The sequence below is a fragment of the Streptomyces phaeochromogenes genome, from assembly GCF_001418655.1.
GTDB lineage: Bacteria > Actinomycetota > Actinomycetes > Streptomycetales > Streptomycetaceae > Streptomyces > Streptomyces phaeochromogenes.
This window is the reverse complement of record NZ_LIQZ01000033.1, coordinates 1-11836: the sequence shown is the minus strand read 5'-3', so window position 1 is coordinate 11836 and position 11836 is coordinate 1. Positions and strand designations below refer to the sequence as shown.

Here is an 11836-nt window from a genome sequence, read left to right as displayed (position 1 = left end):
TCAGCCCCGTATTCGAGTTCAGGGAGTTGCAGTCGTCGTGACCGAGCAAGTCGAGTGGAGTGAGCCGGAGGCTGTCGCCGTGCCGGTGAGCAGCGCGGTCACTCCCGCCGACGCCGCCGATGCCGCGCGGCTCGTGGCGTTTGGGCTGCAGCCGAAGTTGCAGCCCGCGCGGGATCAGGAGTATGCCGAGTTGCTGCGGAGGTACCGGGAGGATCCGGCCTTCGCGCGGCTGGCCGATGCCGTGGCGACCGGGCTCGGGCTTGTGGTGCTCGAGGTGTCCCCCCGGGCGGGGATGGCGGTGACAGCGGCCGAGGACTCTGTGTTCGCCGTACGGATGGGCGACTACGCGCGGCGGACGTCGGCCGACTCGGGGGACCGGTTCCTGCACGGGCTCGCCCATCTCGCCGTCGCCGCCATGGCGTTCCCGCGCCCGGAGGACCTCGCCGACGACGGGTACATCGGGCGGGTGTCCGTCAACGGCGTCGATGCCTTCGTGCGGCAGGCCTGCCGGCGGCTGGAGGAGCGGGCCGACGAGCACGGGGAGAACACCGACCCGGCGACCGACGCACCGGGCCTTGAGGCCGCCTGGCGGATCTGGGCGCGGCGCAGCTCCACCGGGGCCACGAAGGACGCCCGAAGACTCGCCGGTTCGACCACCGGCATCATCGGCAAGGCCGTCGCGTTCCTCACCGACTCGGGGTTCCTGCAGCGCACCGGGGACGACGGCGGGGGGACGTACCGGACGACCGCCCGCTACCAGCTCCAGGTACGGGACATGGCGGGCAGTGCCGCGATGGCCGAGCTGCTGGAGCTCGGCATCGTGCCGGTCACCGACGGCACCGCCAGCCTGCTGCCCGCCGAGGACACCGAGGACCTGGAGCTGGCCGCCGATGCAGGGCTGCCGTTCCACTCGTGAACCGGCGGTCGGCCCACTGACTCCGATCCACTGACTTCGACCGGCCGACCCCGGTCCGCCGCCCCGACCCTGCAACCGACCGCCTCAACTCCCTTTACGACTACGAGAGTCCGCCGCCATGTACGAGCTGTCCCGGGTCCGCCTCTACTCCATCGGGCCTGCCGGTGCGCGCTACGCCGACACCGTGCTGGACCTGCGGGGTGTCGGCGAGCCCGTGCCCGACCCCGCGCCCACGCAGGCGGAGTTCTTCGAGGAGGAGCCCGTCGGGCCGCCGCGCCGCCCCGCGCCCGCCGGTGTGCTCTTCCTGGAGAACGGCGGCGGCAAGTCCGTACTGCTCAAGCTGATCTTCTCCGTGATGCTGCCCGGCCACCGGAACACGCTGGGCGGCGCCAGCTCCGGCGTGCTGCGGAAGTTCCTGCTCGCGGACGACTGCGGGCATGTGGCGCTGGAGTGGCAGCACACGCTGACCGGCGAGTGCGTCGTGGTCGGCAAGGTCAGTGAGTGGCGGGGGCGCCAGGTCTCCAACGATCCGCGGAAGTTCGCGGAGGCCTGGTACTCGTTCCGGCCCGGGCCCGGGCTGAGCCTGGACAATCTGCCGGTCGCCGAGGCCACTTCCGTGCGGCCGTCCGTCGAGGGCGCCTCGGGCGCGCAGGGGCGCCGGCGCACCATGAAGGGCTTCCGGGACGCGCTCACCGAGGCGGGCAAGGCGTACCCGCACCTCGAAGTGCACTGGGAGGAGATCCACGACCGCTGGATCGAACACCTCGGCGACCTGGGCCTGGACCCCGAACTCTTCCGCTACCAGCGCGAGATGAACGCAGACGAGGGCGAGGCCGCCGGTCTCTTCGCCGTCAAGAAGGACTCCGACTTCACCGATCTGCTGCTGCGGGCGGTCACCGACACCCGGGACACCGACGGGCTCGCCGACCTGGTCGGCGGGTTCGGCAACAAGCTGGGGCGGCGGGCCGAGCTGATCGCCGAGCGGGAGTTCACCGCCGGGTCCGTGGACCTGCTCGGGCGGATCGTCGAGGCGACCGGGACGCGTTCGCGCGCCCGGGACATCCACGCGGGCGCCGAGCGGCGTACCAGGACACTGGCGAGGCGGCTCACCGCGCGCGCCGGGCAGGAGCGGGGCCGCACCGGCGACCTCGCCCAGCAGGTCACCGCCGCCGCCCACCGGGTCACCGAGGCCGATAGTTCCCGGGAGCGCAGCGCGCTGATCTCGGCCCAACTCGCCTACCGGCACGCCTCGTTGGCCCTCGCCGGGGCCGAGAAGGGCGCGGCGGCGCAGAAGCGGGAGCTCGCCGACGCGCGCACGCTGCATTCCGCGTGGCAGGCCGCCGAGCTGGTGCTGCGGCACCGCGCCTCCGCCGACCGCTCCGCGCGCGTGGCCGTCGCGATCCGTGAGGCCGAGCGGGACGCCGCGCCCGCGCTCGCCGCGCGCGCCAAGGCCGCCGCCGATCTCGTACGGGCCCTGCACGCCGCGGCCGAGGGAGCCGAGACGGTCGCCAACGAGGAGGAGGAGCGGTCCGCCGCGCTCCAGGAGGTCGGCGAAGCCGCCTACCGGGACTCGACGTCCGCCGCCACCGAGGCGCAGCGCGCCCGCAGCGAGATCGGCCATCTGCGTCAGCGCCTCAGCGAGGTCGAGCAGGAGACCGCCGAGGCGGTGCGCGCCGGGTGGCTCGACGACACCGCCCCCGACGCCGACCCGGCCCGTGCCGCGCTCGCCGCCAGCGACGCCGAGAAGACCGCCGTCGCCGCGTGGGACACCGCGCGCGAGGCGTCCCGCCGTACGACGGAGCACTCCCGCGAGGCGGCGTCCGCCGAGTCCCGCGCCGAGCTCACGGCTGCCCGCGCGGCCGACGCCGCGACGGCTGCCGAGCGCGCCTACGACGCCGAGCGGGGGACCGCCCGGGCGCTGGCCGGGGAGGAGCGACTGGCCGAACTGCTCAGCCTGCCGGGTGCCTCCGGCGGTTCGGGGGGTTCCGGTCGAGGCGGGTTGCCGCAGCCGCGGAAGGGCGCGGTCGCGGTTTCCACCGACAGCGCCGCGCGAGCAGGCGGGGCCGATCACGGAAGCACGGCAGGCCGTGCTTCCGGGACGGGCCCCGGCAGCGATGGAGCGGGCACCCGTCGAGGGCGGGGCGGCCAGGACACCGAAGTCGACTCCGACGAAGCCCCCCTCTCCGCCGAGGAGTTGGACCACTACGCCGACGAGCTCCGAGAACTCCTCGACGACGGGGTCGCCTCCGCCGAGCGGCAGCTCTTCGAGTTGCGGACCGCGGCGGCCGACGACTCCCGGATCCTCGGCGCGCTGGGTGACGGCGGGCTGCTGCCGCCCGGACCCGACGTGCTGGCCACCGTGGAGTACCTGGGCGAGCACGGCATCCCCGCGCTCCCCGGCTGGCGCTACCTCGCGCAGGCCGTCGACCCCGTCGATCACGCGCGCGTGCTGGCCGCGCGGCCCGAGCTGGTCGACGGCGTGATCATCACGGACCCGGACACCCACGCGAGGGCCCGCGAAGCCCTAGCCGACGCCGCGCTGCTCCCGCGCTCCGCCGTAGCCGTCGGCACGGCCGCCGCGCTGCTCGCCCCGACCCCGGCCCCCGACGCGGGCGACGGGGACGTCTTCCTCGTACCGCCGAACCCCGCCATGCACGACGAGCACGCCGCGGACGAGGAGCGGCAGACGCTGCGTACGCGTGCGGCCGAACGGGACGAGGAGATCCGGGAGTTGGCGGCCCGGCTCGCCAAGGACCGGGAGCTGGCCGCACGGCTCGCCTCCTGGCGGACGGGCTGTCCGGCGGGGCGGCTCGCCGAGCTCGCCACGGCGGCCCACGACGCGCGCGCGTTCGCCGAGGAGTCCGAGGCCGAGCTGTCCGAGGCGCGTACGGTCCGGGCCGAGGCCGACGAGTCGGCGGCCGAGGCGGCTCTCGTACGGGACGAGCGGCAGGAGGCCGCGCAGCGGGCCCGGCGCGCCGCCGACGCACTCGCCGGACTCGCCTTCCGGCTGCGCGAGCGGGCCGGCTGGCAGGTCCAGCTGCGCGAACTCGCCGACGACGCCGCCGAGTCGGAGGCCCGCGCCCAGTCCTGCCTGGAGCGCGCCCGCGCCGCCGACGAGGACCGGCGTGGCGCCCAGCGCGCCGCCGACGACGCCCGTCGCACGGCCCGTGCCCTGCGCGGTGAGCGTGCGGAGATCGCGGGCGCCCCCGACGACGTACCGGAGGCCGACCCGGCCGCCGCGAAGTCGTCGCTGCCCGCCCTCCGCGAGGCCTACCGCGCCGCCTCCCAGCTCTACGAACAGGTCGGCGTCGGCGCCGACCTGCGGGCCGAGCAGTCCCGCGCGGAGAGCGACGAGAGCGCCGCGCTCGCGGAGCTGGAGCGGCTGAGCAACAAGGTCCGTACGCGTGCCGCCCAGCTGCTGGAGTCGACCGACGGCTCCGACGGGCCCTCACGGCAGGCCGCCTCGGCCCGCGCCGAGGAGCTGGTCCAGCTGTTGGAAACGCGGATGTCGACCGCGAGCGAGCAGCTCGGACGGCTGCGGGGCGAGGCCGAGCGGCACGCGCCCGAGGACGGCGAGGCGCACACCGAGCTGCCCGAGGACCTGGTGCCGCGCGACGCCGAGCACGCACAGAGCCTGCTGCGCACCGCCACCGGTGAACTCGCCTCCCGCACCGAGGCGTTGAGCCAGGCGCGCGCGGCCCACACCGAGCTGCTCGACGCCCACCGCGCCGCCGAGGACGCGGCGGGCGGTTTCGACGAGACGGCAGCCCTGCTCCGGGACCTCCTCAGGGAGCACGCGGACGAGGAGCACGAGGAGCCCGAGCCCTACCCGGGCACCCTCGAAGAGGCCCGGCACTCCGCCGCCGAGTCCCGCCGCTCCCTGCGCGGCTGCGCGGCCGACCTCTCCGCCGCCGAGACCTCGGTGCGCGAGGCGAGCGACGTACTGGTCCGGCACGCCAACTCCACGCGCTACGAGCAGGTGCGTACGCCCGCCCGCCAGCAGATCCGTGAGCTGCCGGCGTCCTCCCTGCCCGAGCACGCCCAGAAGTGGGCGGACGCGTTCGCGCCCCGACTCCGGGTCCTGACCGACGAGTTGGAGCAGCTGGAGCGCAACCGCGACTCGATCGTCGACCGGTTGCGAGGGCTCGTGGAGTCCGCGCTCGCCACGCTCAGGTCGGCCCAGCGGCTGTCCCGTCTCCCCGAAGGGCTCGGGGAGTGGTCGGGGCAGGAGTTCCTGCGCATCCGCTTCGAGGAGCCGGACCAGGCCACACTCGCTGAGCGCCTCGGCGAAGTCGTCGACGAGGCGACCCGAGCGGCCGTCAAGAAGAACTCCGACATTCGCCGCGACGGAATGTCCCTGCTGCTCAGAGGCGTCGGCGCGGCCCTCCGGCCCAAGGGCGTCGCCGTCGAGATCCTCAAGCCCGACGCCGTGCTGCGCGCCGAGCGCGTACCCGTCGGGCAGATGGGCGACGTGTTCTCCGGCGGCCAGCTGCTCACCGCCGCGATCGCGCTGTACTGCACGATGGCGGCCCTGCGCTCGAACGACCGGGGCCGCAGCGACAAGCACCGGCATGCCGGCACGCTGTTCCTCGACAACCCCATCGGCCGTGCCAACGCGACGTATCTGCTGGAGCTCCAGCGGGCCGTGTCGGACGCCCTCGGTGTCCAACTCCTCTACACCACGGGCCTGTTCGACACGACCGCGCTCGCCGAGTTCCCCCTGGTCATCCGCCTCCGTAACGACGCGGACCTCCGCGCCGGGCTGAAGTACATCAGCGTGGAGGAACACCTTCGGCCGGGCCTGCCGCGGGAGGCCCCCGCCGGGGAGGCCGTTCACACCGAGATCACGGCGACCCGCATGTACAAGAGGCCGGCAACCAGCGCCCCTTAAGGGGCGCGGGGAACTGCGCGACCAGCCACAACGGCCCCGCAGCTCCCCACGACCCCCTACAGGGCGTCCTCCTTCAAAAGATCAGCGCACTTCTCGCCGATCATCATCGTCGTGATGCACGGATTGACGGCCACAAGATCCGGCATCACGGACCCGTCTGCGACCCGCAGACCCTCGATCCCCTTGACCCGCAGCCGGGCGTCGAGCGGCGCCGAGGCGTCGTCGTCCGCGCCCATCTTCACCGTGCAGGACGGGTGATAGACGGTGTTGTGCGTCTTGTGGATGTAGTCGAGCAGCTCGTCGTCCGTCCGGACATCCGGCCCGGGGGCCAGCTCGGCCCCGGCCCACCCGCTCAGCGCGGGCTGCTCCGCGATACGCCGGGCCAGCTTCAGCCCGAACGTCATCACGCGCGCGTCGTGCTCGTGCGTGAAGTACCGCGGATCGACCTTGGGCTTGTCCCGGAAGTCGCGCGTCCGCAGCCGCACCGTGCCGCGCGACTTCGCGCTCGTCACGTTCGGCGTGAGACAGAACGCGTTCTCCGAGGTCGGATAGCCCCACCGGGCCGTGTTCATGTCGAACGGCACCGAGCCGTAGTGGAACATCAGGTCCGGGCGGTCCAGGCCCGGTTCGGTGTCGTAGAAGATGCCCGCCTCCCACCACTGGCTGGAGGTGGTCGTCATGGGCTGCTTGGCGTCCCACATGATGACGCCCTCGGGGTGGTCCTGAAGGTTCTCGCCCACGCCGGCCGAGTCCACCACCACGTCGACACCCACCTCGCGCAGATGCTCGGCGGGGCCGATGCCCGACAGCATCAGCAGCTTCGCGCTGTCGATCGAGCCGCACGACACGATCACCTCGCGCCTGGCCCGTACCGTCCGGGTGTGGATCAGGTCCGGGTCCAGGTACTCGGCGCCCACGCAGCGCCGCCCGTCCAGCACGAGCTTCTTGGCCCGCACCCCGGTCCGTACGTCCAGGTTCGGACGCTTGCCGAGGATCGGGTGCAGATAGGCGACCGACGAGGACTGGCGGATGTTGTTCTCGTCGGAGTTGATCTGGAACCAGTTGGCCCCGCGCACGACCGTCTTTCCGGTGTTGAACGGGGTGGTCGGGATGCCTGCCTGGGCGCAGGCCTCCAACAGGGCGGTGCCACAAGGGTCGTCACTCTTCAGCTGGCGCAGCTTCACCGGGCCGGAGCGGCCGTGGTGCTCGCCGGGAGCGTCGTTGTTCTCCAGCCGCTGGTAGAGCGGGAAGAGTTCGGCCGCGCTCCAGCCCGTACAGCCCGCTGCCGCCCAGCCGTCCAGGTCCTCGGCCGGTGCCCAGAAGGCGATACAGGAGTTGTGCGAGGAGCAGCCGCCGAGCACCCGGGCGCGGGCGTGCCGCATGAAGCTGTTGCCGCTGGCCTGCGGCTCGACCGGGTAGTCCCAGTCGTAGCCGGACTCAAGGAGTCCCATCCAGCGTTCCAGCTTCATGACGTCGTCGTCGCCGACGTCGCTGGGCCCCGCCTCCAGGACGCACACCGTGACGGACGGATCTTCGGACAGGCGGGCCGCGACCACATTGCCCGCGGTTCCTCCGCCGACCACGACGTAGTCGAACTCGTCTTCTTTCATGGGGAGTTGACCTCCTTGAGTCCTTGCGACGTTCTGCCTTCGGATCGGGCGCTCAGTCGGCCGTCGGGGTGGCCGCGGGAGACGAGGGCGGGAGAGGTGTGTCGGGGGACTTGTACTGGTGCTCGGCGAGGACTCCGGTGCGGTGCCGCTGCACGAACCAGTAGTAGGCGAAACCGCCGCCCATCACGATGCCGACGAACAGGACGGCACCCCAGCGCAGATACCAGTGGTACGGGGCAGCCGCGTTGTAGACGGCGGCGCGCGGCCAGATCAGGTTGATCATCATGGCCGCGCCCCAGACCACGGCGACGATGTTGACGGGCAGTCCCCAGCGGCCGAGCGAGAACTTGCCGTCGCCCGCGGGCTGCCACTTGCCGCGCAGCCTGGCCACCAGCATGGGCCCGGTGACCAGCAGATACGCGAGGTAGATCAGGATGATGCCGATACTCGTGACCACCGTGAAGATCTGCGGCTGGCGGATGTTGACCACCAGGATCGCCAGCGCCAGGATGCCGATGATCACCGCGGGCAGGATCGGGGTCTGGAAGCGCGGATGGACCTTGGCCAGCTTGGCCGAGGCGGGCAGGTTGTTGTCGCGGGACATCGCGAAGGCCAGCCGGATCGCCGCCGTGTGAACGGCCAGGGCGCACACGGTGACCGCGATGAACACGCACCACAGCATGGCCTTGCCCGCGTCCTCGCCGAGCACGTTGAGGACGACGTACTGCAGGCCGTCCGTGGACAGCTTGTCGCCCTTCAGGCTGGACACGCTCATCAGCGCGAGCAGCAGGATGAGCCCGCCGAGGACGAACGAGGCGACGATGGCGCGGAGGATGGCGCGCGGCGCGTTGCGCGACGGGTCGAGGGACTCCTCGCCGAGCGAGGCGGCCGTGTCGAAGCCGTACATCACGTACGCGGACGCCAGGGACGCGATCAGGAACGCGCCGAAGTAGCCGCCGGGCTGGCCCGCTCCCGTGCCGTTGGTCTCCAGCACGACGCCCGGTCCGCGGGTGATGTGCACGGCGAACAGCACGATCAGCACGACGGTGGCGATCAGCTCGATGAAGACGCCGGCCGTGTTGATCCGGGCCATCAGCTTCACGCCGAGGGCGTTCACCAGGGTGGTGAAGATGATGAGTACGGAGGCCAGCAGCACCGCGTTGGTGGCGACGTCGTACTTGCCGGTGCCGTCGCCCACGAACTGGAACGTGGAAGAGATCTGAGGAAGCGTCAACTGATACGCAAGGGCCACGGCCGCGATCGACACGATCGAGGCGATCAGCATCGTCCAGCCCGCCAGCCAGCCTATGTGCGGGTTGCCCACCTTCTTGGACCAGTTGTAGACGGAGCCGGCCACCGGATAGCGGGCGGCGAGTTCGGCGAAGCAGAGCGCGACCATGAACTGGCCGACGAAGACCATGGGCCAGGACCACCAGTAGGCGGGCCCGCCGCTGCCGTAACCGAAGTAGAAGAGCTGGAAGGTGCCGGTGAGGATGGAGATGTAGCTGATGCCGGCGGCGAAGGTGTGGAAATTGCCGAGCGTGCGCTTCAGTTCGGGCTTGTAGCCGAACTCGTTGAGTTCGGAGTCGTCGTTACTTTGTTTCTCAGGTGGTTGAGCGGTGGTGGTCATGAGGCGCCTCCTGGGAAGGGGGAGTTCTCCCGGGCGGGAGGGGAGTGCGGCTCGTGCGGGGTCGTTGGTGCGCGGGTGCTGGATCTCGGGGTGAAGAAGGCTGGATCTTACGATGCCTGCGACCGGTTCTGACCATGAGGAGTGCCGGTTTCTTGCTGTGGATCCGCAGAACCGGCCCCGGGGACATGGATCAGGAGAACCAGCCCTGTGGACTGGGATTGGTCGTGCGCCAGATGTGTTTGGTCTCGCGGTACTCGGCGAGACCGGCAGGACCGAGCTCCCGCCCGAACCCGGACTGCTTGTAACCGCCCCACTCGGCCTGTGGGACGTACGGGTGGTAGTCGTTGATCCAGATGGTGCCGATCCGCAGCGCGGACGCGACGCGCTGGGCCTTCGCCTCGTCGGAGGTGAAGATCCCGCCGGCCAGACCGTAGATCGTGTCGTTGGCCAGCCGCACCGCCTCCGCCTCGTCCGTGAACCGCTCCACGGTCAGCACGGGCCCGAAGGACTCCTCCTGGACGACCGACATCGGGCCGGAGCACTCGTCGAGCACGGTCGGCGGGTAGTAGAAGCCGTCCGGGTGCGGAGGATCGGCCGGGCGCTCCCCGCCGCAGCGCAGGACCGCGCCCTCCTCCAGGCCCTTGGCGACGTACGCCTCGACCTTCTCCCGGTGGGCCGCCGAGATCAGCGGACCGGTCTGCGCCTGCTCGTCGAACGGTCCGCCCAGCCTGATCTGCCGGGCCCTGCGGACGACCTCGTCGACGAACCGGTCGTGCAGCGAGTCCTCGACCAGGAGCCGCGCCCCGGCCGAGCAGACCTGCCCGGAATGCAGGAAGACGGCCGTCAACGCCATGTCGACGGCCGTCTCGAAGTCGGCGTCGGCGAAGACGATGTTCGGGTTCTTGCCGCCCAGTTCGAGGGCGACCTTCTTCACCGTCCCGGCCGCCGCGGCCATGAGTCTGCGGCCGGTCTGCAGACCGCCGGTGAAGGACACCAGGTCCACGTCCGGATGGTCGCCCAGCGGAGCGCCGGCCTCGGGACCGGCGCCGAGGACCAGGTTCGCCACTCCGGCGGGCACCCCGGCCTCCTCCAGGAGGCGCATCAGATGGATCGCGGTGTGCGGGGTCAGCTCGCTCGGCTTGAGGATGAAGGTGTTGCCCGCGGCGAGCGCCGGTGCGACCTTCCACGCCGTCTGGAGCAGCGGATAGTTCCAGGGAGTGATCAGCGCGCAGACACCGACCGGTTCGTATACGACCCGGCTGTCGACGCCCTCCGTGCCCGTCTCCACGACCCGGCCCGACTCGCTCGCGACGAGCCGGCCGAAGTAGCGGAAGCAGTTCTCGATGTCGTCGATGTCGTACTCGCTCTCCACCAGGCGTTTGCCGGTGTCGAGGGACTCCGCACGGGCGAGTACGTCCTTGTCGCGGGCGAGCAGGTCGGCGACCCGCAGCAGCAGGTCACCGCGCTCGTTCGGGGGCGTCCGGGGCCAGGGGCCGTCGTCGAAGGCGCGGCGCGCGGCCGCGATCGCGTCGGCCGTGTCCTGGGGGCCCGCCTCGTCCACCACCGCGACCAGTGAACCGTCGGCCGGACAGCGGATCTCGCGGGTGCCCTTCTCCCGCGCGCTCGTCCACGTGCCGCCGATATAGAGATCAGCCATCCATGCCTCCCAGCATGCCAATGAGCCACTCGTGGAAAATCCCGATGTGGTGCTCGGTGGGCACCAGCACCCCGCCCCTCCGGTAGGCGCGGGACGCCATCGCGGGCTGCGTACGCTCGCAGGCCTCGAAGTCCTGGGCGTTGACCCGGTGGAAGAGTTCCACGGACTTCGACACATCGGCGCCCGACTCGACGACCTCGGGTGCGTAGAGCCAGTCGCACTCCACGATCGTCCGGTCCTCGGCGAGGGGGAACATGCGGTGCAGGATGACATGGTCGGGGACGAGATTGATGAACACGGTGGGTTTGACCGTTATCGCATAGTAACGACGGTCCTGATCCTCCGCGACTGCGGGAAGTTTCCCGAAGCCCTCGCTGCCGTCGACGGTGAATCCCTTGACCTCCTCGCCGAACTCGGCGCCGTGCCCCACGTAGTACTGGGCCGCGTAGCCGTCGGCGAACTCCGGGAGGACGTCGGTGAGCTCGGGGTGGATCGTCGCGCAGTGGTAGCACTCCATGAAGTTCTCGACGATCAGTTTCCAGTTCGCCTTCACGTCATAGGTGATGCGTTTTCCGAGGGCGAGGTTCTCCGTGCCGTAGTGCTCGATGGCCGCCACGTTCCCGAGCCGCTCCACGGCCGCGCCCATCACGGTCTCCTCGAAGGACGGCGGCTCGTCGGCCAGACTGACCCAGGCGTAGCCGAGCCACTCCCGCAGCGCGACCTTGACCAGGCCGTACTCCGTCCGGTCGACGTCCGGCATCTTCACCAGGTTCGGCGCGGCGATCAGTTTGCCGTCGAGGTCGTACGTCCACGCGTGGTACGGGCACTGGAGATTGCGCCGGACCTCGCCGGCCTCCTCCAGACAGAGCCGGGCCCCGCGGTGGCGGCAGACGTTCAGGAAGGCGCGCAGCTCACCGGTGCGCGACCGGGTGATCAGCACGCTCTCACGGCCGATCTGGACCGTACGGAACGCGCCCGGTTTGGCCAGGTCCGCGCTGCGGATCGCGCAGAACCACATCGACTCGAAGAGCCGTTCCTGCTCCTGCCGGAAGATCTCCGGGTCGGTGTAGTAGTGCCCCGGAAGGGTGGCGATCAGGCTGGGCGGCAGCTGACCGGGGGCGGAGACGGGGGC

Annotated in this window: 6 protein-coding genes; 2 read left to right on the top strand and 4 right to left on the bottom strand. The window is 71.3% G+C overall.

The window, feature by feature from the left end:
• Positions 1–37 precede the first annotated feature (37 nt).
• Together AOK17_RS04955 and AOK17_RS04950 are read left to right on the top strand one after the other, a co-directional pair.
• Positions 38–916, top strand: coding sequence for a hypothetical protein (locus AOK17_RS04955; protein ID WP_055611059.1), 879 nt, complete (start codon positions 38–40; stop codon positions 914–916).
• A 118-nt stretch (positions 917–1034) separates the two neighbouring features.
• A complete protein-coding gene (locus AOK17_RS04950; RefSeq protein ID WP_055611058.1) occupies positions 1035–5807 on the top strand; it encodes a coiled-coil domain-containing protein in 4773 nt (1590 codons plus the stop codon).
• A gap of 56 nt (positions 5808–5863) precedes the next feature.
• Here the strand turns inward: AOK17_RS04950 and AOK17_RS04945 are convergent, their stop codons facing one another.
• The 4 genes from AOK17_RS04945 to AOK17_RS04930 all read right to left on the bottom strand — a co-directional run bounded on the left by AOK17_RS04945 (position 5864) and on the right by AOK17_RS04930 (position 11812).
• Positions 5864–7417, bottom strand: coding sequence for a GMC family oxidoreductase (locus AOK17_RS04945; RefSeq protein WP_055611057.1), 1554 nt, complete (start codon positions 7415–7417; stop codon positions 5864–5866).
• 52 nt (positions 7418–7469) lie between these two features.
• A complete protein-coding gene (locus AOK17_RS04940; protein ID WP_055611056.1) occupies positions 7470–9047 on the bottom strand; it encodes an APC family permease in 1578 nt (525 codons plus the stop codon).
• 190 nt (positions 9048–9237) lie between these two features.
• Entirely contained in the window at positions 9238–10704 is a 1467-nt protein-coding gene (locus AOK17_RS04935) for an aldehyde dehydrogenase family protein (RefSeq protein WP_055611055.1), read from the bottom strand.
• A complete protein-coding gene (locus AOK17_RS04930; protein WP_055611077.1) occupies positions 10697–11812 on the bottom strand; it encodes an aromatic ring-hydroxylating oxygenase subunit alpha in 1116 nt (371 codons plus the stop codon). The genes AOK17_RS04935 and AOK17_RS04930 overlap by 8 nt, the downstream gene beginning before the upstream one ends.
• Positions 11813–11836 lie beyond the last annotated feature (24 nt).

Excerpts from the sequence above, each read along its gene's own strand:
- AOK17_RS04940 (WP_055611056.1), bottom strand. The coding sequence starts at position 9,047 with ATGACCACCACCGCTCAACCACCTGAGAAACAAAGTAACGACGACTCC.
- AOK17_RS04950 (WP_055611058.1), top strand. The coding sequence starts at position 1,035 with ATGTACGAGCTGTCCCGGGTCCGCCTCTACTCCATCGGGCCTGCCGGT.
- AOK17_RS04935 (WP_055611055.1), bottom strand. The coding sequence starts at position 10,704 with ATGGCTGATCTCTATATCGGCGGCACGTGGACGAGCGCGCGGGAGAAG.
- AOK17_RS04945 (WP_055611057.1), bottom strand. The coding sequence starts at position 7,417 with ATGAAAGAAGACGAGTTCGACTACGTCGTGGTCGGCGGAGGAACCGCG.